This window comes from Xenorhabdus sp. SGI240 (assembly GCF_040081915.1).
GTDB classification, from domain to species: Bacteria; Pseudomonadota; Gammaproteobacteria; order Enterobacterales; family Enterobacteriaceae; genus Xenorhabdus; species Xenorhabdus bakwenae.
In genome coordinates this window covers 34,298-61,295 of record NZ_JBEBMB010000030.1, presented here as the reverse complement: position 1 = coordinate 61,295, position 26,998 = coordinate 34,298, and the positions used below count along the sequence as shown (strand labels likewise).

Below are 26,998 nucleotides of genomic sequence, written 5' to 3'. Positions count from 1 at the left end.
GACAAAGATGAGTGATAATTTTTTCTCCCAGGCCGCTAATTTTCAGAGCACAGCAACGGGCAGTGTCGATCCGCGTACTGGGTTATTTAATTACGCGATGCCGCTGGCACACCTTATCGGTAATAATCAGCTTGGCCCAGAGCAGACTTTCGCTCTGTCTTATAGCCCGCTTAATTCGGGCGATATTGGTTTTGGCATCGGTTTTTCGCTGGGACTCACGCACTATAATGCTGAAAACCGGTTGTTAATGCTTTCAACCGGCGAACGGTATAAAGTATTTGAAACCGATGACCGGGTCTTTTTGAAACAATACAAACAGGATGTTATTCGGTTTGAAAAAGATGTCGGGCAAAATGTTTACCGAGTGATCCATAAATCCGGTCAGGTGGAAATACTGACCGGTCCCCGGAATCTCTGTGATCTCAAGGTCCCCACTCACATTATCAACCCACTGGGGTGTACTCTGACACTGGACTGGGATTATGGAATGGGGGCAATCCCCCGCCTTGTTACAGTATCAGACGAAAATCAGGTGCTGTTAAAAATCCAGTATAAAGCGGCTATCTATACCCGTATTATGGTCTGGCCCGACACACCGGAATCTTATGTTATCCGGTTAGACTTTGAGAATGACCGGGTTACTCATATCCATAATGAGGCGGGTGACCAAACATTAAGCTGGGAACTGGGGTATGACTCAGACAGCGGGTTCTTAACCCGGATTTCATCACCGACCGGCATTGCTGAATTTGTGGATTACGATTTTGAGGGGCATGACTTTCCCAGTCACGCCCGTCTGCCGCCGTTGCCTTATGTCACCCGGCACACTCAACAAACTAAGCGAAATCCTGATGTCATCAGGAACTATGAATATACCGAATATAATTTTCTGGGGTATGGCAGTCATGAGAGCTGGAATGAGGATGATGACTATCTCTACGGTGTCCTGACAAATTATCACTATGGCTCAACCGAGCATTGGAATAATGGCACAGAACAGCGGCATATTACCCGGCTTTACAATAATTACCATCTGCTGATTTCAGAAAACGTGCAGCAAAACAGCTGTCAGCGCCAGCACGAGACAAAATATTATGCCCGCATTGGACAGAGTTTTGATAACCAGCAGTCGCAGTTCCAGTTACCGCAATCCGCTACTGTGCGCTTTATCAATGACAGTGGTCATCGGGAAGAAGTGACGCAGACTGAATTTGATGAGGCTGGCAACCCGACCGTTCAGGTAGCGCCGGACGGCACCCGTACTGAATGGGTATATTACCCAGCAAAAGGGGAAGCCGACCAGTGCCCGGCGGACCCGCACGGATTTGTGCGTTACGTGAAATCTAAAACAGTGACGCCAGCACCGACAGCGGGCTATGACGATGCGCCGGTGCATCAGGTGCGCTATCGTTATGATACCTTATCCACCCGTTCCGGCAGCCCGAACACATATGCCGTGGTGTGTACCCGGCAAGAAATGTACAGCGGCAGTCAGTTACTGCAAGCCAGCCAAACCCGTTATGTGGATCAGCCGGATCAGCCTCACCACCACGGGCGGTTGGCATTGATTGAAGTAACGGTCTACAGCGTGCCGGATAACACTTCAACGGACACCCCGCAGCACTGGACCAGCCAGAAGCGTTTCAGCTACAGCCTGGCAGACGGAGAACTGCAAAATACCATGCAGTGGTGCGGACATGACGGACTGACCGTCAGTGGCATGCAGGTAACATCGTGTGTCAGTGGGAAAATCTTGCGTGAACAAGACCCACTGAGTTGCACGGCACACTATACCTATGATGCACTGGGGCGCCTGCTGAAACAGGTGCATAATGCCGACACGGATTACGCCCGCGATACTCAGTTTACTTATACCATTGAAGAAGATAACGTGCTCACCACCACCCAACAGGATGTCTGGGGCAATCAGATGCGCACCCGGCTTGACGGAAAAGGACAGTCTTATCAGCAGGAAATACTGGCGAAAGGGCAGGAAGCGGCGGGCTGGCGTCAGGTTTCAGACACCGAACGGGACAGCTGGGGACGGGTTATCGCGAAAACGTATCATGACTGGTTACCAACGGGAACAGATCCGGAAAAAGAGGCACAGGTCAGTCTGGTTTCCGTTCGTCAGCAAACCACTTACGACAACTGGGGGCAAGCTTGCCTGGTAACGGATGGCACCGGAAAACGGTTGCGGCAGGAGTATGATCCGGTCACTCTGACGACTCGGCATCAAACGGAAGCGGATGGTCTGTCGTTCGGTTATACAGAAGCCGTCTATGACCTGCGGCATCAGCCGTTGACCGTAACGCAATATGACAGTCAGGGACAACAGGTCAGCCAGCAAAAGAACGATTATGACGGACTGGGCCGGGTACGCGCCACGGTGGATGCGCTGGGGCAGAAGACCGAATACCGTTATGATGCGTTTAACCGGGTATCAGTGATCCAGTACAGCGATGGCACCATAGTGCGCAAAAGTTATGCGCCGTTCAGCACCGGTGCGTTACTGACGCAGATAGAAGCCGACGGAAAAGTGCTGGGTATCCGTGAGTTTGACAGTCTGCACCGGGCGATATCCACCACAGTTGGCGACCGTACCCACCGGGCGACCTATCAGACCAGTAATCCTGCACCGGCAACGGTCACCGATGCGCAGGGGCAGACATCGCAGCAGCAGTATGAACCCCGGCTGGGCAACGCTTTGCTCCAGATGATCACGGCGGGTATCCAACAGAACTTTACCTATGAGGCTAAAACCGGCGCGATGGTCCGGGCGGTGACGGCACAGCAGGTTACTCAGCAACTCAGTTATACCCCTGCCGGGCAGTTACAGCAGGAAAGTGTGCGTTTTGACGATACCGGCGCGGGAGCGGCCCGGAACGCAGAATACAGTTACTCGCCGGCTGGCAGACTGACGGAATACCGGGGATTTTCAACGGCAGAAGGCCGAACCCGGCGGCTGCGTTTTGATACGCTGGGGCGGCCGGTTGAAATGGCTGACGATGCCCTCAGCATGACCTTTTCCTATGATGCCGCCCGCCGGGTTAACCGCTGGACGATACAGGATAAAAAAACAACGCAGCAACTGATGACTACGCTGAACTGGGATGATTTTGGCCGGGAAACGGAGCGCCGGATTGAAAGCGACACCGACATACTGACACTGACGCAGACCCATACCGTTATCGGTCAGTTAGCGAGCCGGATGACCCGCTCACAACAGGCCGGACTGTTACGGCAAGAAAGCTACACTTACGATACTGCCCGCCGCTGGTTGACGGATTATCAGTGCACGGGGAGCGAGTGTCCACGGGATGCTTATGGTATGACACTAACCCGCCAGCAGTTCACTTATGATCGACTGGGGAATATCCTGACCTGTATCACCACGCTGACGGATGGCAGCAGTGATACGGCGACGTTCAGTTACAGCCAGTCCGATGCCTGCCAGTTACAGCGTATTACTCATACCCATCCGAGCTATCCGGCGGAAATCATTCTGGCTTACGATAAGAACGGGCGGCTGATCCGGGATGAGGCCGGGCGAGAACTTACCTACGATGCGCTGGGCAGGCTCACATCAGCCACGCTGAACGAAAACACCTGTGATTATGGGTACGATGCGGCAGGCCGGCTGGCACTGCAACGGCTGAACGGTACGCAGACGCAGGAACTGTATTATCAGGGCAACATGCGGGTGATGGAAGTGCTGCGGGAAAGCGGGACAGAAACCCACCGGGTACAGGCGAACGGTGTGCCGGCGGCAACAGTCACCGACAGTGGCATACACTTACTGGGTACCGACGGGCAGGGCAGTGTGCTGATGTGCCAACAGCATCCCGATACCCTGACCCGCTATCGCTACACGCCGTATGGACAGCAGGCAACAGACGAACAGAACCCCGTTCAGCCAGCGTATACCGGGGAAGCATTCGATCCGGTGGGCGGCGGTTATCATCTGGGCAATGGCTACCGTACTTACAATCCGGTACTGATGCGGTTTACCGCCCCGGACAGCTTAAGTCCGTTTGGTACCGGAGGGCTGAACCCATATGCATACTGTTTGGGTGATCCGATAAACCGGAGCGATCCCAGCGGGCAAATGAGCATAGGCAGTATTCTGGGCATTGTCTTTGGGACGATCGGTCTGTTCATCGGGCTGGCAACGGTTATCCCGACGGGAGGTGCGTCTCTGACTCTTAGCAGCGCGATTTTAGCGGGGATCGGCTTTTTGGGCGATGCCACCGGGATTGCCAGTGCGGTGATGGAAGAGAGCGACCCGCAGAAATCAGCGGTGCTGGGCTGGGTATCCCTCGCTCTGGGGGCATTAAGTTTGGGCAGTGGGCTGCTGGGCGGGCTGGCGCGGGGAATGCGGCAGACCGGTGAAAGGTTGACCGAGAGTTTTTCTCATGGGCTGAGTGGCAGAGGTGCGGCGGCGGCGGGAAGTAGTCGTAGCTACACTACGGCTGGCTCTCGGGCTGTCATGGAAACAGAGTATGTACGCGGTTTCAGACAGATTAAGAATCTGGTTGGTAGTGATATTGTGGAAACCATAGGTAATAGCCAGATAAATAATATCGAAATTAATATAGATAGACTGTTTAATACAGTTGAGAGTCACGAGTATCAAGGAATTTTTGGAAAGGTTTTAAAATTAGGTTTTTGGGAAACTTCCAGTGGAAGTAATATATGGAAAATAGATAATGCTGTTCCAGTAAATTTTTTAGCTGGACAAAGTACCCATGTGAATATTACGGACAATATTTATTTAAGATTATATGCACAATTTATTACTGATAATTCTACTATATTACACGTTACCAGGACTAATCTAATACGTTCAATCATTGATTATAACTTTACAAATCAAATACCTTTTGATGATACGATAATGTCACAAATACTACAAGTGTGGGCGCTGAACAACTATAGAGGAGTGTTTAAAGATTGGGCTGCGGCTGATTTAACACTTAGATTTCCTCAGGAAGAACAAAAGGTACAACGAATAATAAATTCTATTTATCTTGAGAATTCACTTACTTTTTCTTTTTTATATAATATGTTTTTTTAGCTGTCGATATTGAATTTTATAATGATTTTTAGGTTAATGATTGTGAGTTAAAAATGCATTAATACTTAATCGGTTTATACTCGATAAACTTCAAGTTGCAATCCGCAAGACGCCGCGAGTCCTTATATTTCCCCGCGCAGCGGGGAAATATAACACGCATCTTGAAGTCGGATTGATATATTATTATGCCTAAGAATATGATAAATAAAATAATATATTTTGGCTGTTGTTTTTTCTCCATTTATATAAAAGAGGATGATATTATGAACGAAGTAGAACAAAATGAAATAAAATTTAAAATCATTGAGGATTTTAAACAATATGCAAAGGATAAATTGGAACCCAATGTTATTGGTGAGGCCGTAAAAAGAATAGCTTCTTCAAGTAATGATAAATATTACACAACAGGTGATGTACAAAGCATCTTTTTTTTCCTACTGTTTAGCCTGGAAGTAAATATTGATAAAAAGTCTTTTAGTGGGAAGGCCGGTGGGCTGACTTCTCCCGGTTTTGCCTGGCTGGAAGGCTATGTTTATACAGAAGATTTAGGTAAAGTTTATTCTGATACTGTCAGTTTCGAGTTTAATGCCTCGCCCGTATACTTTAGTTTACTTTTCTTTGATTCACACAGTCATTTGCTTGGTCATTTCCAAAGCGCCGCTATTTCCACTATATCAGGCATTGGTGGTGGATCAGGTTCATGGAGTTAATTATTTATCATATGCAATTTCAGTTAAGTCCAATGATGAGTAGAATGCTATACTCGATAAACTTCAAGTTGCAATCCGCAAGACGCCGCGAGGCCTTATATTTCCCCGTGCAGCGGGGAAATATAACACGCATCTTGAAGTTGGATTGGGGCTTTTATAATGAGGTAATTGATAACAGGACAATATCAATCATCCATCAGCAGTGATAGTGCAAATTTTACGGCACTGATCAATCTATCCGCATCTTGCTGGTTATTATAAGGCATGAATGAAACGCGCAGACAGCCGCTGATCCCAAGAACATCCAACAATGGCTGGGCACAGTGTTGGCCTGAACGCAGGGAGATATTTTGTTCAGCAATCAGCGTCGCTAAATCACTATGGTGTATTCCGGCGATATTGAAAGCCAGCACGCTGGAACCCGCCACACGGTAACTGTTAAAGCCCGCCAGAGTGCTAAGTTGTTGTTCGGTGTAATCTGTCAGCGCAATCGCGTGGGATTCAGCGAGCTGGGTATCAATCGCTTGCAACCATTCCAGGGTCGCGGCAAAGCCAACCACGCCGGCAATATTGGGTGTTCCCGCTTCAAAACGGTAAGGTACGGCTTCCGGTGTGAAACCATCGAACGAGGCTTGAGTCAGCATTTTTCCGCCGCCATGCCACGGTGACATCGCATTCAGTAATTCGCTTTTGCCATACAACACACCCAATCCATTTGGGCCATACAGTTTATGGGCAGAGAAGGCATAAAAGTCGATATCCAGTTGTTGTACATTGACAGACGCGTGAACGATCCCCTGAGCACCATCGACCAGAACACGGCAATTATATTGATGGGCGAGTGCGGTGACTTGTGCCAAATCTACTGTGGCACCGGTAACGTTAGACATCTGGCTGATGGCAACTAAGCGGCTTTTTTCATTCAATAGTTCTGCCAGGGTTCCGATTTCTGGTTGGTGTCGATTGCCAATCGGCCATTTAACGATTTTGGCGCCGGTTTGTTCCGCCAGAATCAGCCACGGTAACAGGTTAGCGTGGTGTTCCTGTTCGCTGACGATGATTTCATCCCCGACGTTCAGGCGAGGGCGAAAGTAACTTTGGGCAACCAAATTGATGGACTCAGTCGTCCCTTTTGTCCAGATAATATCTTCAGGTAATGACGCATTGATCAATTCCGCCACCAGAGAACGGGCCTGCTCATAACGAGCAGTCATGGCCTGCGCAGTGGCATGTTGACTGCGGTGTACTGTTGCACTGTGGTGTTGGTAATAATCTCCGGTCGCCTCAATCATGCATGCCGGTTTTAATGCCGTAGCTGCGCTATCCAGAAATGTGGTGGATTGTTGCAGGGCAGGAAATTGCTGACGGAATTTTTCTGAGTCAAAGGTTTTCATAAACGCTGCTGATTTAATCGTTGTGTGATAAAGAATAAGTTTTGCTTTAATCAGGGAAAGAAGGATTCTACAGGAGAAGGCAGGGAAAAAAAGCACCGCAATCGGCGGTGCATAAAAAAATCACTATGGACAGACAGGGTAAATGTACAGGAAGTGAAAAAAAAACAGTAGCATATGCTACAAAGTCTGGTTTTCCAGACAACTTGCAAACACAACATCACAACCACAAAGCCAAAAGCACCAATGTATCGCTACAAAGAGACTTTTCGTTCCGGCTATAGGAAGTGCGCACACTATAGGGATTTGCTGGTATATCATCAATGGACAAATTATAATGATTCGGATTAAAAAAACTAATAACTAAATGAAAAGAGTTACCGGTATCATCACCATTATATAAGAAACGAACATGTCTAAACGTTTACCTCCACTCAATGCGTTACGCGTTTTTGATGCTGCGGCCCGTCATTTAAGTTTTACTAAAGCGGCAGAAGAATTATTTGTGACTCAGGCTGCGGTTAGTCATCAAATGAAAAGTCTGGAAGATTTTCTGGGATTAAAGCTTTTTCGTCGTCGTAACCGTTCGTTATTGTTGACGGAAGAGGGGCAGAGTTACTATCTCGATATCAAGGAAATTTTTACCGCCATCAATGACGCAACCCGTAAACTCCAGGCTCGCAGTGCCAAAGGCGCGTTAACGGTCAGTTTATCTCCCAGTTTTGCGATTCAGTGGTTAGTGCCCCGGCTTTCAGGTTTTCATCAGAGTTTTCCGGGGATTGATGTCCGTATTCAGGCAGTGGATCGGGAAGAAGATAAACTGGCTGATGATGTTGATGTCGCAATTTTTTATGGTCGGGGTAACTGGCCGGGGTTGCGAACCGATCGCCTCTATCCTGAATATCTGTTACCTGTCTGCTCTCCGGCATTGCTGGCAGGTGATCGGCCATTGAAAACCTCCTCAGATCTCGCCAATCATACTTTATTGCATGATTCATCCCGACGGGATTGGCAAGCCTATATCCGCCAGCTTGATATGCAGCAGCAGATTAATGTTCAGCAGGGACCGATATTCAGCCATAGCGCGATGGTGATCCAGGCGGCCGTGCATGGTCAGGGTGTTGCCCTGGCCAATAATGTGATGGCACAAAATGAAATTGATGCAGGGCGTCTTGTTTATCCATTTAATGATGTTTTGGTCAGTAAGAATGCATTTTATTTGGTTTGCCACGATAATCAGGCAGAATTGGGCAAGATCGCGGCTTTCCGCAAATGGATACTGACGCAAGCCGCGACGGAACAAGAAAGGTTAGGGTTTATTACCCAACAGACTTAATAGTGATACCCAATAGCTGATAAACAGAAACAGGAGCTGTGTGATGAGCAGTCGAATCATGCTGATTTTGGTTGGGATCAGTGGTTTTTTCTACGTGGCACTGGGAGCGATGGGGGCACATATGTTGGCACCCATTCTGACACCACGCCAGATGGAATGGATTCATACCGGCCTGCAATATCAAGGGCTACATACACTCGCCATGATGGCTCTGGCCGCTTTGTTGATGCGTCAGCCTGTAGCGTCGTTTGGTTGGAGTGGGATTTTTTTCACGGCGGGAATTGTGCTGTTTAGTGGCAGCCTTTATTGTCTGGCCTTTTTACCGCTAAAATTTCTGGTTTATTTGACACCAATCGGTGGGTTCTGTTTTCTCATTGGTTGGTTATGTGTATTAATTGGCGCTCTGCGTCTAAGGAAATCGGCGCCTAGCCATGAATAAAGTTGCTTTATATTGCCGCCCGGGTTTTGAAAAAGAGTGTGCGGCAGAAATTACCGATAAAGCGGGTAAGAAAGAAATATACGGTTTCGCCCGCGTGAAAGAGAACAGTGGATATGTGCTGTTTGAATGTTATCAGCCGGATGATGCGGATCGTCTGATCCGTGAAGTTCCGTTCAGTGAATTGATTTTTGCCCGTCAAATGTTGGTTGTGGGTGAATTGCTGAAAGATTTACCGTCGGAAGATCGCATTACACCGATTATTGGCATGTTATTCGGTGTTGTTGAAAGAGCGGGTGAGCTGCGAGTGGAAGTGCCGGATACCAATGAAGGCAAGGAGTTGATGAAATTTTGCCGTAAGTTTACGGTGCCGCTGCGTAATGCTATGCGGCAGGAAAAACTTTTGCTGGCAAAGGAAAACGCGGGTCGCCCTGTGATCCATGTCTTTTTCATCGCTCCCGGTTGTTGTTATGTCGGGTATTCCAACAGCAACAATAACTCCCGTTTCTATATGGGCATCCCCCGCCTGAAATTCCCTTCAGATGCTCCAAGCCGTTCAACGCTGAAACTGGAAGAGGCCTTTCATGTGTTCATTCCTTATGATGAATGGGAAGAGCGTCTGGATAGCGGCCTTCATGCTGTGGATCTCGGAGCTTGTCCGGGGGGGTGGACTTACCAGCTGGTGAAACGCTGCATGATGGTTCATGCGGTCGATAATGGCCCGATGGCGGATAGCCTGATGGAAACAGGCCAGGTGAAGCATCATCGTGTCGATGGCTTTAAGTTTGAGCCGGCAGTGAAAAACATTTACTGGCTGGTTTGTGACATGGTTGAGAAACCGGCCAAAGTTGCCCAACTTATGACGGATTGGCTGGTAAACAGTTGGTGTCGTGAGGCTATTTTTAATCTTAAATTGCCGATGAAGAAGCGTTATGAGGAAGTGGCGCATATCTTGCTGAAAATAGAACAGCAATTGCAAGAAAATGGGGTGAATGCACAGATTCAGGCGAAACACCTGTATCACGATCGTGAAGAGATCACGGTACATGTCCGTCGGATTTGGTCTGTGTATGCAACCAGTCGGGATTATTGATACCACTCTTTATTGTTAAATATGCTGCCTTATTGGCAGCACTTATTTATTCTATCTATTGTCTTATTATCCTATTTATCTGTTGTCATACCACTTAATTCAGCTATTTCGGTTACCCTTATCCCAGATACGCAATGTAAAACCCAGAGATGTGGAACTAATTTCAAGTTGAATAAAAAATAACCCGCCTTTAAAAAATAGGGAAAAAATAGGGAAAAAACAGGTAAAGAGATAATTCTTTCTTAAGATCAATTTTTAGCAGATAAAAACAACATTATTTATTACTAAATTATGTTGTTTTTTTATTATCAAAAAAATTTCATTGTGAAATTAATAATTAATTACATAAATTAAATTTGTTCAATATGTATTCTAAAAAAGTATATTAATTATTTTTACACAGACAGTAACTAACGCTATTTTGTTCTGGAGTTTTATTTCTAAGTGGGTCTTAGAAAGAATTTAAAACTCTTACCGCCGTTATTATAAAAATTTCGGATTTTTAGGGTGTTTATCTTGTTTTTACAGGAGATTTATATGGTCTCAAAGAAAAAGTATACCTATACGGAGTTATCTGATTCCAATTCCGCTCAGGAGGTTAATTCATTTCTTAAAGCCTATGTTCCCAATTACGACACCTCTATTCGGGTTGCTCATGATCCATTAGGAGACAATGCACCTGATAAACTTCTGCGGGGTCATTATAAGTGGTCCAATAAGTATGTTGATTCTACTGGCACCTTGAAATTATCGTATCATTTCATGGAATCGACACCGGCTATCATGCCGTTGTTTGAAATTTCTGGCTTCAGTGCTTTTAATGAAGAACAAAAAGAAACAGCGAAACTTTCTTTACAATCCTGGTCTGATGTTGCCAATATTAAATTTACCGAAGTCAGTAGTGTTAAAAAAGCGAATATTACTTTTGGTTTCTTTGATCATAGTGACAACGATGATTATGCATTTGCAAATTTGCCACAAGGACAAAAAAACACTTTTACATGGTATCACGCTAAAAGCCATACGTTTGTAGACAATGATATTGATGTGAATGGTTATGCCCGTCAAACTTTCACTCATGAAATTGGTCATGCATTAGGACTGGACCATCCTGCCGATTATGATGCTTCTGATAAAGTGCGTCCAGGCTATATCACTAAAGCAGAATATTTCGAAGATACTCGTGCCTATACGGTCATGAGTTATTTCAGTGAAAAATATACCGGCCAAGATTTTAAATATGAATATTCATCGGCACCTCTGTTGAATGATATCTCTGCCATTCAGGAGTTGTATGGTGCGAATATGGAAACCCGTAAGGGAGACACCATATATGGTTTCAATTCCAATACTGACCGCGACTTTATGACCGCAACGGATGCTGACAGCAAACTGGTATTCAGTGTCTGGGATGCGGGGGGTGAAGATACCTTTGATTTCTCTGGTTTTAATCAAAATCAGCGTATCAACCTGAATGAAGGTGCTTTCTCTGATGTTGGCGGCCTGAAAGGTAACGTTTCTATCGCCCGTGGTGTTGTTATTGAGAATGCGATTGGCGGCAGCGGCGATGACATTCTGGTGGGTAACAGCGCAGACAACATCCTGAAAGGTGGTGCCGGCAACGACATCATTTATGGCGGTCTGGGCGGTGATCATCTGTGGGGTGGTGAAGGCAACGATACCTTTGTTTACCTGGATGGCAAAGAATCACTGAAAGACAATCCAGACTGGATCCACGATTTCGTCTCTGGTGAAGACAAGATCGATCTGTCTGAGTTCAATTTCGGGGGTAATGGCGATATTAAATTTGTCGATTCGTTCTCAGGTAAGGCGGGCGAAGTGCTGTTCACTTACGATGAAGTGAATGAGGTCACCGATCTGGAAATCAGTCTTGGTGGTGATCTGGCTGGCAACGATTTTCTGGTGAAAGTTGTTGGTCAACCGTTAGCCGAAGCAGATTTCATTGTCTGATTGATGTCATCACGTTAATAGAATACTGCCGTACTTCCCCGCAGGATACGGCAGTATTATGGAGATGATGGAAAGGTGGAAAGGTGGAAAGGTGGAAAGGTGGAAAGGTGGAAAGGGTGAACTTCTTACTTTGTGGCTGTCGGTTTTCTAGATCGAAATCGCTCTTATCAATAATTTTTGCGCTCTTTTTTGTCGGAGGATGTATGGCGAGTAGTTTAAGGCTTCCAGCCGCAGGTGAGTTGAAAGGATTATGGCAACTCTCTGATGGAAATAAGTTGTGCAGTATTGAACTGACCGATACCCGTTTACCCGATGGGTCGCTTTGGGCTTTGAAAAGTAATACGTGTGTCACTGAATTGGTTGGACAGCCTGTCGAAGGCTGGTATCCGTCTCCAGATGGGATCACATTGACCGATAATGACGGCAATAGCCTGGCCTTTTTTAGCCATGAATCAAAACAGTGGATTGCTTACTTTGTTGATGGCAGGGAACTGTTCATGACATTCAGTGGCGTATCCAGATAACCTATTTGTTTTGCTTTAGTTAATGATAAAGGGATTGCAGTGAAACTACGCTTTCCGCAGGATGAAATCACGGAGGTTATCCGTGCCCGCAGCAAGGTCTTCTGGACTATTGGATTATTTACGGCATTTATCAACTTGCTGATGCTGGTTCCCTCCATTTATATGCTGCAAGTCTATGATCGAGTACTGCCATCCAGTAATGAAATGACCTTGCTGATGCTAACGTTGATCACGCTGGGGATGTTCGCCATGATGGGCGGGTTGGAATATATCCGAAGTCAGGTGGTGATCCGTATCGGCAGTCAGTTTGATATGTGCCTGAATCAACGGGTTTATACCGCGTCCTATGAATCCAACCTGAGAAATGGTTCCACCGATGCAGGGCAGATGCTCAATGATTTGGCAACTATCCGCCAGTTTCTGACCGGTAATGCCCTGTTTGCCTTTTTTGATGCCCCTTGGTTTCCGGTTTATCTGTGCGTCATCTTCCTGTTCAGCCCGTATTTGGGGTTGTTGGCATTGGTTGGGGCGCTCATTTTGATCACGTTGGCGGTATTGAACCAGTGGTTATCCCAGGCACCTTTGGCGGAAGCCAGCCACCTTTCTTTACGTTCAGCCAATTTAGCCAGTACCAACTTACGCAATGCCGAAGTGATTGAAGCGCTTGGTATGTTGCCAGCATTGCGTCACCGCTGGTTTGGCCTGCATCAGCGTTTTCTCAATTTTCAGCGTATTGCCAGCGAACGATCAGCCGCTATCACGGCGTTGACCAAAACGATACGTATGGCTTTGCAGTCGTTGATCCTGGGCTTAGGTGGCTGGTTGGCGATTGAAGGCCATATCACACCCGGGATGATGATTGCCGGTTCCATTTTGATGGGAAGGGCGTTGTCGCCGATTGAACAGTTGATACAGGCATGGAAGAGCTGGAGTGCTGCCCGTTTATCCTGGCAACGGCTGGACAAGCTGCTGAAAGCCCAACCGGAGCGCAAAAGTGGCATGTCATTGCCCGCGCCTAACGGTGTGTTGTTGCTGGAAAAAGTATCCGCAATGCCACCGGGTAAAACACGGGTATTGCAATCCTCGCAAAACGGATCAGCGCCGAATAACCAATATGTTTTGCAGGATATCCACTTTGCTCTGGATGCCGGTGATGTGCTGGGTGTGATTGGTCCCAGTGCGTCGGGGAAATCGACATTGGCTCGTCTGCTGGTCGGGATATGGCCTGCGCAAGAAGGCGTGGTACGGCTTGATGATGCGGATATCTACCAATGGAATAAAGATGAGTTAGGGGCATTTATTGGTTATCTGCCGCAGGATATTGAACTGTTTGGCGGCACAATCGCGGAGAATATCGCCCGTTTTAATGATGTTGAACCGGAAAAAGTGATCGAGGCGGCGAAAAAAGCCGGTGTCCACGAATTGGTGCTCAATCTTGAGCGCGGTTATGACACGGTAATCGGCGCGGGGGGGATGGGGTTATCCGGTGGGCAGAAACAACGCATCGGTTTGGCTCGCGCTCTGTATGGTAATCCATCGCTCATCGTGTTGGATGAACCTAACTCGAATCTGGATGATGTGGGTGAAAAAGCGCTAAGCCATGCGATCGCACAATTGCGGGAACAGGGGAAAACCGTGGTTGTTATTACGCACCGGCCTTCATTGCTCTCGCAAACAAGCAAAATTTTGCTATTGGTGCAGGGGAAAATGAAAATGTTTGGCCCTTCCCGACAAGTGATGGCGGCGCTATCCCAAACTCAGTCTTCGTCTCCGTAACAACCACAGTCACAGTTAAAAACGGTTGAACGTGCTTCGTAACATGATTCAGCCCTATTTCAATACTTGGGATATTCTCTCTGGGAGTAAAGATGTCCTATCAGACTAACGCAAAGGATGCCCAAAACGCGGTGTCGGAATTATTACCGCTGGATGCAAATCGTTACCTGCGAATGGGTTGGTTGGTGATTGGGATCGGCATTGTCGGGTTTTTCATCTGGGCGGCCTTTGCGCCCCTCGATAAGGGGGTGGCTTCTTCTGGTACTGTCGTGGTTGATGGTAACCGTAAAACGATACAATCCCCGCTTAATGGCGTTATCAGTCAAATTCAGGTGAACGAGGGGGAACAAGTCAAGGCGGGGCAAGTTTTGGTTCAGCTCAACCAGGTGCAGGTTAATGCACAAATTGATTCCCTGAAACAGCAGCTTTACACCACATTGGCAACAGAAGCCCGACTTTTGGCCGAGCAGCAAGGGCAGGATGCTATGGTTTTCCCGCCTGCGTTACTGGATCTGCAATCGGAGCCACGCATTAACGAGACGCTTGCCCTGCAAAGACAGCTCTTTTTATCACGTCGTGAGATGCTGCGTAGTGATCTGGCGGGAATGCAGCAGGCCGAAGAGGGACTGAATTTTCAAATCAGGGGATTGCGCGAAGCGCGGGTAAGTAAACAGCAGCAGCAAGTTTCGCTTAAAGAACAGGTGACAAATTTGCAGCCCCTGACGGAAGAGGGTTATTTCCCCCGTAACCGCTATCTGGAATTACTGCGTAGCCAAAGTGAATTAAGTGGCAGTATCGCGGAAATGACCGGAAAAATGGGCCAGCTTGAAAAGCAGCGGCAGGAAACGCAGCAGCGGGTTATCCAGCGTCAGGCGGATTACCAGCGTGAGGTACGCAGCCAGTTATCTGATGTACAGGTTCTGGCGAATGAGCTGAGAAATAAGCTGGAAACGGCACAATTTGATTTGTCACAGACTTCTATCATTGCCCCGGTGGATGGCTCAGTGGTTGGATTAACCGTGTTCACCCAAGGTGGTGTGGTGGCTGCCGGTGAGAAGCTGATGGAGATCCTGCCGACCCAGAGTGCGCTGGAAATCGAGGCGCGTCTGATGGTGAACCTGATTGATAAGGTTGCCGTGGGGCAAGAGGTTGACTTAATGTTTACCGCGTTCAACCAGAACCGGACACCGAAAGTCACGGGCAAGGTGATGGTGGTTTCCGCTGACCGTCTGGTGGATGAACGGACAAGAGAGCCTTATTACCAGATGCGATTGAAAGTCAGTCCTGATGGCATGGAGAAACTGGCCGGATTGAATATCAGACCGGGGATGCCGGTTGACGTATTCGTCAAAACCGGTTCGCGTTCGTTGTTGAGTTATCTGTTCAAGCCATTAATGGACAGGGCGTCTACCTCACTGATCGAGGAGTAATGGGGATGTTGATGTATCACAGTTTTGCCAATAGACGGGCTTCTTTATCTCGCCTATTTTTCAGCAAATTATTGCCAGCGTCAGTATTGCTGATGTCGATATTGATATTTCCCCGTTTTGCCAGTGCGCTTTCCTTAACGGAGGCTTATGCGCTGGCATTGCAGCACGATCCGACATTTCAGGCTGCTATCAAAGAGCAGGAGGCGGGGCAGGAGGAGAAAAACCTTGGGTTGGCGGAACTGTTGCCCAAGCTATCTTTCAGTTACCAGAATGCACCCAAAAATGGGCAAAAGATGGACTCGCAATCGTTAGACCTGCGGGGAAGAAGCGTCAGGGAGAGCCGTGACCGACAGTATGATAGCTATAGCGGTGCGATTATTTTGACCCAGCCGGTGATCGATTTTGAGGCTTGGGCGCGTTATCGAACCCGTCAGGCTTATACCTTGATGAGTGATAGCCGTTTTCGGGCGGATAACCAGCAATTGGCGGTCAGGGTGGTGAACAGCTATGTAGCGGTCGCTTATGCGCAGGATCGGTTGGCACAGGTTGCTCAACAGCGAGCTGCCTATGAAGAGCAACTGGAACGTAACCAGAAATTGTTTTTTTCCGGTGAAGGTACTCGTACCGATGTGGCGGAAACTCAGGCGCGTTACAGTCAGGTACTGGCTGATGAGTTAGCGGTGCAAGATGAGCTGGATGCCGCTATTCGTGGCTTGCAGTTATTAGTTGGCATCCCGTTGCCAGTAGATGTGCCGGTTAATCGTTTATCCGACTCCCCGCCGTTCAAAACCATCAAACTGGATTTAGCACACTACACCGATTGGGAACAACGGGCATTACGTCAGAATCCACAACTGGCTGCTGCCCGTCAGAAAGTGGATGTAGCGTACCATGATATTGAGCGTAACCGGGCGGGATATCTGCCGAAACTGGAGCTATATGCTTCCCATAGCGAAAATAAATCCAGTAGTGACAACAGCATTGACCAACAATACCGGACGGATTCCATTGGATTGCGACTCTCCATGAATCTCTATAATGGCGGAGGCACTGCGGCAGCGGTGCGCCAATCAGCCGCAAATTATGGCAAGACTAAATTCGAAATGGATGCACAGACGGGGGAAATCCTGAACGCACTGAGGCGCAATTATAACGCTTGCGTGAATGGTGAAAAACGGATACGCGCCTATGAAACGGTGGTGGAAGCAGCCGCCTTGCAAGTGAAAGCGACGCAAAAAAGTGTAGCAATGGGGCAGAGGGTGAATGTCGATATATTGAATGCCGAGCAACAACTTTATACCGCCCGTCGTGAACTCTCTCAGGCAAAATATGACTATATGAAAGCGTGGATTGGGTTATTAGATGAATCCGGTCAACTACAGGCTGAACATATTAAGTTAATTGCTGATTATTTTGGTTGAGTTATTTCATCTATACTCGATAAACGTCAAGTTGCAATTCGCAAGACGACGCGAGGCCTTATATTTCCCCGCTAAACGGGGATAGGCAACACGCATCTTGAAGTTGGATTGGTATATAACCCCAATCTCATAATGTAGTAGTGATTGGGGGTTATGTATTTATTGTATTGAGAATTTCGCCTATCTGGTATAAGTCAATCTCAGTTGCTGTAAATTACCCTGTAGGGCCAAATCAGTTCTTAGTGAAGCAATTTCACGGCTGATATAAGCCATTTCTTTGTGAGATGCCAATTTTTTGCGCCATTTATCCGGCTGGGCGTCCAGATTTTGGAATAAATTATCCAGCGAACCCGCTTGTTGCAGCAGGAGGGCGGCCGTTTTGGGACCAATTCCCTGAATACCAGGGATCTTACTGCTACTGATACCGGCAAGCCCCCAATAATCGGGAAGCTGGTCTGGTTCAACCCTAAACTCTTGCTGGACAAAAGGCAGATCCAGCCAGCGCTTTTGGAAGTAATCACGAATCTGGATATTGGGGGAAAGGAGCTGGCAATAGCCCTTATCTGTTGAAACGATGGTGACATGATGCCCGCTATTGGCGACTTTTGTTGCCAGTGTGGCCGCTAAATCATCCGCTTCATGCCCTTCTGCGTGCCAGCAAGCAACCCCCTGCGCGTTGAATGCCTGCTTAATTAAGGGCATTTCTTGCTGCAAGTTGTCCGGCATGGCAGAGCGGCCCGCTTTGTAATCCGGGAACAGTTGATGGCGCCAACTATGGCTGCGATCAGCTTCATCAAATACCGCAACCGCGTGAGTTGGTGATGCATGGGTGATTAACTGCTTTAACGCATGTTCACAGGCAGGAGTGCAAGGGCTGCCCTGTACTGCATGGATGCGCCGAATCAGGTTTAAGGCGTCTACAATCAGAAGATGTATCATGGTCGTTATAGTCCATCCGTGGATTTATTCCCTGGCACCAGCCTCATTGGATATTGATGAGAAAAGGTATCCGCGATTTATGTGATTATCTCATAACAGGGTTCATAAGCCGTACCTCCGGGGAGTTTCATGCGATCCTGCTCGACAAAATCTTTCAACAGGTCATCCATGCGATGCATAATATCTGCATCACCGTGGATCTTGAATGCCCCGTGTTTTTCTATGGCGTAAATACCCGCTTCTTTGACATTGCCTGCCACAATACCAGAAAATGCGCGCCGTAGCGCTGAGGCAAGTTTCTCTGCCGATTGGTTTGGGTATAAATTCAAATCAGCCATGTTTTCATGGGTTGGCATGAAAGGAGATTGTAGATCAGAGCCGATTTTCAGTGACCAGTTGAAACTATAGGCATCTCCGGTCGCGCGGCGCTTTTCTTTGACCTTCGGCATGGCTTTTTTCATGATACGGGCGACTTCTGAAGGGGCATCCACAATAATGTGATAGTGCCGGCGTGCCTGTTCCCCCAGAGTATTAACAATAAACTCATCCAACACCCGGAAGTAATTGGCACTCTCTTTGGGACCAGTCAAGACCAGCGGCAGAACTTGATCTTTATTTTCAGGATGCATCAGGATAGACAACAAATACAGCAATTCTTCTGCCGTTCCCACTCCGCCGGGGAAGATAATGATGCCATGAGCAATACGGACAAAGGCTTCCAGACGTTTTTCAATATCCGGCATGATGATTAGCTCATTCACCAGTGGATTAGGTGGCTCTGCTGCAATTATTGAAGGTTCTGTGATGCCGATAAAACGACTTTTTTTGTAATTCTGCTGGGCATGTCCCACTGCGGCGCCTTTCATCGGTGCTTCCATTGCACCGGGACCGCATCCCGTACAGATATTCAGTTCACGTAGTCCCAGCTCATTACCTACCTTGCGCCCATACAAGTACTCTTTCTCATTGATGGAATGGCCGCCCCAACAAACAATCATATTAGGATCTTCTGAGATATGCAGTGCGTTGGCGTTGCGCAGGATGGAGAAAATGGTATTGGTAATATGCATACCATTTCCCATATCCAAATGATTTGCCTTCTGTGCATCGGTAATTTGTGCGTGGACAAATAAAATATCGCGCAGTACTGCAAAAAGATTGGCTTGCAGGGAACGGATGATTTTACCATCGACGAAGGCGTCTTCGGGGGGATTAATCAGTTTCAGCTTTACCCCTCGCTCTCTGCGCAGGACGTTGATATCAAAATGTTGATATTTTGATAGTAACTCCTTACTGTTATCTGTTTGACTGCCTGAATTAAGAACCGCCAGTGAACAGTTACGGAAAAGGCGGTATAAATCACTGCTTGCGGTACGCTTGAGCATATCTACTTCAAGCTGAGAGAGTAAATTCATTGATCCTAATGGATTGACATGCGTAATCAAAATGACTCCTTTTACCCCTTATGGGGATCCCTCAATAATGACTTATGTCCCTGTTGGGTATAACTGACTTCATCCGGCAGTCCGGTTAGGGTACAGACGATGATTACTGGCGAGCTAACCTTCCGGTTGCTGGAGTAAACGCTTCGTTACTGCGCCACGGGTTGATATCCAACCCTCCCCGACGGGTATAACGTGCATAAACCGTCAGCTTTTCAGGCGCACATAACGTCATTACGTCATTGAAAATGCGCTCAACACATTGTTCATGAAATTCATTGTGGTGGCGGAAAGAAACCAGGTAGCGCAATAGTTTTTCCTGATCGATTTTAGGGCCTTGATAGCGGATCATTACTGATCCCCAATCGGGTTGGTGGGTGATCAGGCAATTTGATTTTAGCAAATGGCTAACCAAAGTCTCCTCAACGACAGGACCCGTTGCTGCCTGGTTAAGATAATCACGACTGAACTGATAATCATCAATGTCAATATCCTGATTATCGATGCATTTTCCCTCAAATTCGGCAATTGGCTGTTGGCTGAAAGTGTGGAGGGGATGCAGAACAACTTCAATATTGCCATTGGCGCAAGCAGATAAATCCTGTTGCAACGTTTTTTGTACGGTTTCCCAATCCGCAAAGCGGGTTTGGTTAAAACTGTTGAGATAAAGTTTAAAGCTTTTTGATTCGATAAGGTTTTCACTGGTCGCATTTAAGCTGACGTGACCGATGGCAACTTGAGGAACGCCGCGTGCGTTGAGCCAGGAGAGTTCGTACATTGTCCAGATATCAGCACCATGAAAAGGAAGATTATCAGGAAACAGCTCAAGCGGTTCACGGTTCATACTGCGTGGAACTGCTTGCAATAAAGTAGGATCATAGTTATCACGGTAGGGCGTTGGTTTACCCAATGTGAGTTGGGAAAGCGCATGATTATCTTGGTATAAAGACATTAGGATTCCTTAAGGCTAAAAAATCTTATCATTGAGTTAGTCTTTACGACAAAAAGCGTCTTAATGACTAAAGTCATCTGTAGTGTATCAAGTAATCCTGATGGTTCGTATTTTTATTACACAGGATTCCCTCAGTTTACTGAACCAATATTATTGTCGCTTTTATTGGCGTAATGGGTGAAGTCAGCATCCGTGCTATTGAACTTAAATAGCAGGTATATTTCTATATCTGCTATTTATTAGGGTCTTACTAATCAGAAAGCGGTTAACCAGAAAACAAGGTATCCAATAATGGTGATCTAAATACGTGATGTGGATCGTACTTCTGTAATGCTGCAACTGTTGAAATCCAGTTGTTATCAGCAGGTAAACCCTCAGTTAATGATGCTGGGATTGTTTTGGTTAATATTTCTTTATTCTCCCATGCAGTGTGAGAACCATAAGCCCAACCTTTACTCCATTCAACACGAGCAGAGGCATAAGAACCATCAAATTCGTTGAATAGCCATTGTTCAAATTGGTGGCAAAATTCAATGGCATAGGGGGTTTCTGGAAAAGTTAAGACATCAAGCCAAACGGCCACATCCCATTCTGGATGATCCAAACGGGGACGGATAGCGGATAAGCTGGGAACCGTTGCTCCTGTGTACATCACTTCAGCCGGATCATCTAACCCAGTGACTCTAACTTCAAGCGGGCCATTGATGGGATATTTCCCCTGATTTGTATAGTGCTGTATTAATCCCTGCCACTGAGTATAAAACTTATTCAGCACAAGCTGGATATTTGTACGTTGTGTTAATACCGCATAACCATTTGCGGTGACACGTAATGTGGTTGGTTTGACATATAACAGCAGGTTCTTACTCCAACCCCAGATATCTTTTCCATAGTTTTGCAAGGCTGCATGTGTCAGTTGATATTGCATTTCACCAACAAGCGGCGTAATCAGAGGAAAGTTAGCCAGAATATTATCCGCAATATCCGATAAGGTTGATGAAATATTATCGGAAAATGGGTAGTTATAGGGCGCATTAACTTCAACGCTGGAAGCGGGTTTGGTTGGTGCCACACTCCAGACTTTTAGCCACGGTGTCTTGGTAAAAGGAAATAAAATGATTTCGGCCCGACCACTTTTATTCAGAAAATAACTCAAGGTCTGTTTTTTTTCTGTGTTTTCTGGCAGGGCAAATAACTCATCCGCTGGAATATCGGTGAAACTTTGGCAGCGAAGGCGTTGATTTCGACCTGCCTGAAATTGCACTTCTAAAATCAGAGCGCATCCGACATGCGTTAATAGCGGTGCACAATCAGGTTCATTTCGCTCAAAACGTTTAATGGTATATTGCTGGTTTTCTTTATCCCATACAACAGCAGACAGGGATAATATCGTATTACTGAGGGAGCCAAATGTGTGTCCAGGAAGTGGCGTTTCATCAACGGCTTTAATGGCAGTTCCATGCCCGTCTATTGCAAGAACAGCGCCGAGTGTTAAATCACCGGGAGCAGGTGTGGCAGTAAAACCCAAGCCTTGTTCTTCCATTTGGGCCATTAATGTTTCCATTAATACGCCGGGTTGCGCAGTCACTATAGAAAATTGAGCACGATGCTCGATATTAACATGGGTGAAATGCGAGGAAAGATCCATCAATATAATGTGATTTTTGAAACTTTGCCCTGATTCCAATATGAGTGGTGACCAATTATGTGATTGTCCGATGGGTCTTAGTTTATAATTCTCTTTCCATGCCCAATTGACAACGGAAATCACCTCTTCAATAGTTCTAGGTATACAATATGGTATATTGTCGGCGCAAATTTCTCCTGACCAGTTTTTAAAATTAATCATTTTCCAGATTACGTCTTGGGGAAAGTTGGGTAAGTGATATTCTATTTTTGTAATTATCTCATTTTGTAAATAAATATCTTCTTGTTTCAGTTGGTCAGGTGATGGCATGTTTTATTTCCTTCGTTTTTAATTTGTAGGGTGACTTTTTTAATATAAGTTCAACAATATACTCGATAAACTTCAAGTTGCAATTCTCAAGACGACGCGAGGCCTTATATTTCCCCGCTGCGCGGAGAAATATAACCCGCATCTTGACGTTGGATTGGTATATATCTATTTGCTAAGAGCTATTTTCTAAGAGCTATTTGTTAAAAGCTATTTGTTAATAACTATTTTATGGAAATAAAATATATATTCGATAAACTTCAAGTTGCAATCCGCAAGACGACGTGAGGCCTTATATTTCTCTGCTACGCAGGGAAATATAACATGCATCTTGAAGTTAGATTGGTATATAGGATATAAAATAGAATGCCATGATAAATTTTATAATTTATTGAAATAGAGGGTAACATCACCCTTATAAGCCTGAAAATGTGGATGATATAATCATATGATCTTTAATGTGACAGAGGCACTCTCTGACTTTACCCGCCGTTATGTTGAATTATGGCAAGAGAAAACAGGGTTTCCGCCAGCCAGCAGTGAGTTGTATGGCATACCTTCACCCTGTATCGAGCGCACGGGAGAGGGTGTGGTGCATTGGCTTCCACGGTCGTTTTCTGCGCAGGAAAAACTCAGCAAGGTAGAAACTGCACTGGAGATCCGTTTGCAGGACTCCATTCATGATTATTATGTGATGCAGGTTGCGGGTGATATGACGGCCAGTTTTGCCGGACAAAATTTCAGCCTGATTCAGGCATGGAGTGAAGATGATTTTATTCGCTTGCAGGAAAACCTGATTGGTCATCTTGTTACACAGAAGCGGTTAAAGCTCTCGCCTACTGTCTTTATTGGGACGACCGATTCCGATATGGGCTTGATCTCTGTGTGTAATTTGACAGGGCAAGTGATTCTTGAACAGTTTGGTCGCCAGGATCGGAAAATGTTATCCGCAGATTTGGCAAGTTTCCTTTCGGTTATCAATCCTGTTATGTGCAGTTAATTGCAGATATTGGTTAGCTTTTTTGTAAGAGATATCTCACATTTCACGTGAGATATCTCTTCTAATCATAGCGTGAATATTATTTGGTGAAATTATTTTTATGCTATATCAATAATATGCGTAATATTACCTCAATGTGCATTTTTCATATCTCTTACGATGCTGATTCAGTTGCTTGTTTCAAGACGCTGGATCGTAGATCCTTTCACTGTTCCGCAAGGAACCACTGCAAAACAATAACCAGGGAATAAACCCATCGGGAAGATGGTACAAGGATGATTAGGTATAGGCAGGAATGCTAAAAACTATCAGTATAATAAAGGATAACTGACAAGGATGTATTTTGTCAGGGAAATGAGCAGGAAGCACCCCATGTAGCCGGATTGCTATGACAGCCACTCAAGAGGAGAGAGAACCTCTCTCCTCTTACTCATTTGTATTGCCATAACTGTTTATTTCAACTGTTTGCTTTAACTATTGCCGCTATTTTCCTACCGTAACTTTTCCGCTGAAATCATATCAATGATACTCTTACGTCCCAATGACACGGTGGCAGTTTCTGTCATCTGAACAACAGACAAGCATCAGACGAAACATCATGAGTATCGAGAAACAAATTTTACATAAATTACAGCTCATTGAAGCTACCATGAAAATGGTGGGGGTATGGCAAAATTACCCCCCTAAACCAGAAGCCTTTGACAGCACCGAACCTTTTTCCATTGATACCATGTCAGCAGAAGAGTGGCTTCAGTGGGTGTTAATCCCAAGGATGTGCGCCCTGATAGAGCAGGATGCCAGCCTGCCGACGGCATTTTCCATTGCCCCCTATTTTGAAGAGGCTTTTAAAGAAGACGCGGTGCGTTTTTTACCTTTGCTTGAACATTTACGGGCATTAGATAACCTGTTTATGCAGGATGTCTGACATGCTGGAGATCATTTATCAGGATGAACATATTGTTGCGGTCAATAAACCCGCCGGATGGTTGGTTCACCGCAGCTGGCTGGCACGCCATGAAACGGTTTTTGTGATGCAGACATTGCGTGATCAAATTGGGCAGCATGTTTTTCCCGTCCATCGTCTGGACAAACCCACATCGGGCGTTTTGCTGATGGCGCTTTCCAGTGACGTCGCCAGAGCACTTTCGCAACAATTTGAATTCCACGAGATACAAAAAACGTATCACGCTGTTGTGCGGGGTTATGTTGAAGGTGATGATATTATCGACTATGCCCTAATGGAACAGTTGGATAAAATTGCGGATAAATTTGCTGATACAGATCGAGCAGCGCAACCCGCCGTGACTTCTTACCGTTCATTGGCAAACGCAGAGTGTCCGGTTGAGATAGGGCGTTATCCAACATCTCGTTTCAGCCTGTTGGAGCTGATGCCAAAGACCGGTCGTAAACATCAATTGCGGCGGCATATGGCACATATTCGACATCCGATCATTGGGGATACCACGCACGGCGATTTGCGACAAAATCGAGGCGTTGTTAAATATTATCAGACTGGCAGGTTAATGCTGCATGCCAGCCATCTTCAACTCAAGCATCCGGTGACAGGAGAAAACCTTCTTCTGACTGCACGCTGGGATCAATCATGGCAGCATTTGCTTGAACAATTTGGCTGGCAGGGTATTGTGTCTGATCTGGAATGTCTCCCTATTCATGAATGAACGCAGTATCAAACCGATTAAAGAGATCAATATCTATGGCAAAGATTGGTGTTTTCGTTGGTACAGTTTATGGCAATGCATTAGCGGTTGCGGAAGAAGCGCAGCAGATACTTGAGCCGCTGGGGCACGAGGTTGCGGTTTTTGAAGATGCAACCTTAGAACAATGGCAAGAGTATTTGCAACACGTTGTTTTAGTGGTCACTTCGACAACAGGACAAGGCGATCTGCCTGACAATATCCAGCCGCTCTATACAGAATTAAATGATAAGTTGGGTTATCAGCCCGATCTGAGCTATGGCGTGATTGCGTTAGGTGACAGCAGTTACGACACTTTCTGTGGGGGGGGCCGTACTTTTGATGAACTGTTACAGGAACAGGGAGCCAAACGAATCGGTGAGATGTTGCTGATTGATGCGATTGAAGTCGTTGAACCTGAAGTCTTTGCCCAAGACTGGATTAAGACGTGGGGGGCTTTGTTGTAAGAACGTGATCGATGATACCGCTTATGCCTTTATTGGGTTTGAGCATTGGAAAGGATAAGCGGTGTATAACAAACGGACATCATTTACTTACGGGCCAATTTTTCCAAATCGGCTTCAATTTCTGCAATTTTGTTTGCAACGACGTGTTCTAGATGGCGTAAGTCGTCGAGAATTTTGCGTTGTAAATCCACTTCGATCTGATCACGTTTGCAGATCTGATCTAACTCTTCAATAACATAGCGCAGGTTGGTGTTGATCTCTTTGATTTCTTTATAACCTTGGCTTGAGTGTTCGTCAGGGATGGTCTTTAACTGGCGTGGATACTTAAATTTAACGCTTTTGGCAAAGAATTCGCCCTTATCCTTGCGGAAATAAATCTTCAGGATGTCGTTATTCGCTTCCTGACGGAGGCTATAGCGATCAATATCTTCAGGATGTGTGATCCCCAAACTTTTCAAGTTATCGTACATAGCGCGCTACCTAGTTATTAATATTAACAGCCACCCTAATGGGTGGCGCGGTTGTTTTTTATTTAATCAATATTTCTCAGCAGTTCATTAATACCCACTTTGCCACGGGTTTTGGCATCCACCTTTTTCACGATAACAGCGCAATATAGGCTGTAGCTGCCATCTTTTGACGGAAGATTACCGGAGACGACGACAGAACCTGCGGGTACGCGACCATAATGGATTTCGCCGGTTTCACGATCGTAGATTTTGGTGCTCTGGCCGATGTAAACCCCCATTGAGATCACGGAGCCTTCTTCTACGATTACGCCTTCTACAATCTCAGAGCGTGCACCGATAAAGCAGTTGTCTTCAATGATGGTTGGGTTGGCCTGCAATGGCTCCAGGACACCGCCAATGCCAACACCACCGGATAAGTGAACATTTTTACCGACTTGTGCGCAGGAACCGACGGTGGCCCAAGTGTCCACCATTGTGCCTTCATCCACGTAAGCACCGAGGTTGACATAAGACGGCATCAATACGGTATTGCGGGCAATATAAGCCCCCTGGCGGACAGCCGCAGGAGGCACGACCCGGAATCCTTCTTTTTCGAAACGAGCTTGATCATAGTCAGCAAATTTCATCGGTACTTTGTCGAAATAGCGGCTTTCAGCCCCTTCCATCACTTGATTGTCATTAATGCGGAAGGAAAGCAATACCGCTTTTTTCAGCCATTGATGAGTTACCCACTCTCCGTCGATTTTTTCAGCAACCCGCAGTTTGCCACTGTCCAGCATTTGAATAACTTGATTAATGGCATCACGGGTTGCGCTATCAACAGTAGTTGGGGTGATGTTGACGCGGTCTTCAAATGCATTTTCGATAGTCGTTTGTAATTGCTGCATAAGTATGCGGTTCCTAATTTCTGTTAAG

General features: G+C 46.3%; 21 protein-coding genes. 14 read left to right on the top strand and 7 right to left on the bottom strand.

The genetic code is table 11. From position 1 onward, the window contains the following. Positions 1-7: 7 nt before the first annotated feature. Positions 8-5,077 carry an RHS repeat-associated core domain-containing protein gene (locus ABLA76_RS08300; protein ID WP_348987566.1) on the top strand — a complete coding sequence of 1,690 codons (5,070 nt, stop codon included), beginning with the start codon at positions 8-10 and terminating at the stop codon, positions 5,075-5,077. A gap of 263 nt (positions 5,078-5,340) precedes the next feature. Further along, a complete protein-coding gene (locus tag ABLA76_RS08295) occupies positions 5,341-5,787 on the top strand; it encodes a VapA/VapB family virulence-associated protein (RefSeq protein WP_348987565.1) in 447 nt (148 codons plus the stop codon). Positions 5,788-5,972: 185 nt separating this feature from the next. Here the strand turns inward: ABLA76_RS08295 and csdA are convergent, their stop codons facing one another. After that, a complete protein-coding gene (gene csdA, locus ABLA76_RS08290; protein ID WP_348987564.1) occupies positions 5,973-7,181 on the bottom strand; it encodes a cysteine desulfurase CsdA in 1,209 nt (402 codons plus the stop codon). 409 nt (positions 7,182-7,590) lie between these two features. Here csdA and ABLA76_RS08285 point away from each other — a divergent pair, with 409 nt between their 5' ends. From ABLA76_RS08285 to ABLA76_RS08250, 8 genes are all read left to right on the top strand, one after another. Then, positions 7,591-8,514: a transcriptional regulator GcvA gene (locus tag ABLA76_RS08285; RefSeq protein ID WP_047771267.1), complete on the top strand. Its 924-nt coding sequence runs from the start codon at positions 7,591-7,593 to the stop codon at positions 8,512-8,514. Positions 8,515-8,557: 43 nt separating this feature from the next. Further along, positions 8,558-8,953, top strand: coding sequence for a DUF423 domain-containing protein (locus ABLA76_RS08280; protein ID WP_348987563.1), 396 nt, complete (start codon positions 8,558-8,560; stop codon positions 8,951-8,953). Beyond that, positions 8,946-10,043 (top strand): 23S rRNA (cytidine(2498)-2'-O)-methyltransferase RlmM, encoded by a 1,098-nt coding sequence (rlmM, locus tag ABLA76_RS08275; protein ID WP_285808500.1) that lies wholly within the window; start codon positions 8,946-8,948, stop codon positions 10,041-10,043. The genes ABLA76_RS08280 and rlmM overlap by 8 nt, the downstream gene beginning before the upstream one ends. Positions 10,044-10,580: 537 nt before the next feature. Further along, positions 10,581-12,014: a serralysin family metalloprotease gene (locus ABLA76_RS08270; protein ID WP_348987562.1), complete on the top strand. Its 1,434-nt coding sequence runs from the start codon at positions 10,581-10,583 to the stop codon at positions 12,012-12,014. 203 nt (positions 12,015-12,217) lie between these two features. Continuing rightward, complete coding sequence (locus ABLA76_RS08265; protein ID WP_348987561.1) at positions 12,218-12,538, top strand: AprI/Inh family metalloprotease inhibitor; 321 nt, start codon at positions 12,218-12,220, stop codon at positions 12,536-12,538. 39 nt (positions 12,539-12,577) lie between these two features. After that, the gene (locus tag ABLA76_RS08260; protein ID WP_348987560.1) at positions 12,578-14,314 is read left to right on the top strand and encodes a type I secretion system permease/ATPase; all 1,737 of its coding nucleotides are present in this window, start codon (positions 12,578-12,580) and stop codon (positions 14,312-14,314) included. Positions 14,315-14,406: 92 nt separating this feature from the next. Then, a complete protein-coding gene (locus tag ABLA76_RS08255; RefSeq protein WP_348987559.1) occupies positions 14,407-15,744 on the top strand; it encodes an HlyD family type I secretion periplasmic adaptor subunit in 1,338 nt (445 codons plus the stop codon). Between the two features lie 5 nt (positions 15,745-15,749). Then, positions 15,750-17,165, top strand: a complete 1,416-nt coding sequence (locus tag ABLA76_RS08250) for a TolC family outer membrane protein (RefSeq protein ID WP_348987558.1) — start codon at positions 15,750-15,752, stop codon at positions 17,163-17,165. Positions 17,166-17,345: 180 nt separating this feature from the next. On the opposite strand, the gene xni is transcribed toward ABLA76_RS08250, so the two are convergent. From xni to ABLA76_RS08230, 4 genes are all read right to left on the bottom strand, one after another. Then, positions 17,346-18,104 (bottom strand): flap endonuclease Xni, encoded by a 759-nt coding sequence (xni, locus tag ABLA76_RS08245; RefSeq protein ID WP_348987557.1) that lies wholly within the window; start codon positions 18,102-18,104, stop codon positions 17,346-17,348. A 77-nt stretch (positions 18,105-18,181) separates the two neighbouring features. Continuing rightward, a complete protein-coding gene (gene ppnN, locus ABLA76_RS08240) occupies positions 18,182-19,549 on the bottom strand; it encodes a nucleotide 5'-monophosphate nucleosidase PpnN (RefSeq protein WP_285808488.1) in 1,368 nt (455 codons plus the stop codon). 103 nt (positions 19,550-19,652) lie between these two features. Further along, positions 19,653-20,498 carry an NADPH-dependent 7-cyano-7-deazaguanine reductase QueF gene (gene queF / locus ABLA76_RS08235; protein ID WP_348987556.1) on the bottom strand — a complete coding sequence of 282 codons (846 nt, stop codon included), beginning with the start codon at positions 20,496-20,498 and terminating at the stop codon, positions 19,653-19,655. 265 nt (positions 20,499-20,763) lie between these two features. Next, positions 20,764-22,455 carry a cholesterol oxidase substrate-binding domain-containing protein gene (locus tag ABLA76_RS08230; protein WP_348987555.1) on the bottom strand — a complete coding sequence of 564 codons (1,692 nt, stop codon included), beginning with the start codon at positions 22,453-22,455 and terminating at the stop codon, positions 20,764-20,766. 445 nt (positions 22,456-22,900) lie between these two features. Between ABLA76_RS08230 and syd the strand changes: the two genes are divergently transcribed. The 4 genes from syd (at position 22,901) to ABLA76_RS08210 (ending at position 25,613) form a co-directional block, all read left to right on the top strand. Next, positions 22,901-23,452: a SecY-interacting protein gene (gene syd / locus ABLA76_RS08225; RefSeq protein WP_348987554.1), complete on the top strand. Its 552-nt coding sequence runs from the start codon at positions 22,901-22,903 to the stop codon at positions 23,450-23,452. A gap of 598 nt (positions 23,453-24,050) precedes the next feature. Then, positions 24,051-24,377 carry a YqcC family protein gene (locus ABLA76_RS08220; protein ID WP_348987553.1) on the top strand — a complete coding sequence of 109 codons (327 nt, stop codon included), beginning with the start codon at positions 24,051-24,053 and terminating at the stop codon, positions 24,375-24,377. A gap of 1 nt (position 24,378) precedes the next feature. Continuing rightward, on the top strand, positions 24,379-25,131 hold the full coding sequence (truC, locus tag ABLA76_RS08215; RefSeq protein ID WP_047769040.1) for a tRNA pseudouridine(65) synthase TruC: 753 nt from the start codon (positions 24,379-24,381) through the stop codon (positions 25,129-25,131). A gap of 35 nt (positions 25,132-25,166) precedes the next feature. Then, positions 25,167-25,613 (top strand): flavodoxin, encoded by a 447-nt coding sequence (locus tag ABLA76_RS08210; protein ID WP_285808483.1) that lies wholly within the window; start codon positions 25,167-25,169, stop codon positions 25,611-25,613. 83 nt (positions 25,614-25,696) lie between these two features. Here the strand turns inward: ABLA76_RS08210 and ABLA76_RS08205 are convergent, their stop codons facing one another. Beyond that, positions 25,697-26,083 (bottom strand): DUF3461 family protein, encoded by a 387-nt coding sequence (locus ABLA76_RS08205; protein WP_348987552.1) that lies wholly within the window; start codon positions 26,081-26,083, stop codon positions 25,697-25,699. A 62-nt stretch (positions 26,084-26,145) separates the two neighbouring features. Further along, complete coding sequence (gene dapD / locus ABLA76_RS08200; protein WP_348987551.1) at positions 26,146-26,970, bottom strand: 2,3,4,5-tetrahydropyridine-2,6-dicarboxylate N-succinyltransferase; 825 nt, start codon at positions 26,968-26,970, stop codon at positions 26,146-26,148. Positions 26,971-26,998: the final 28 nt, after the last annotated feature.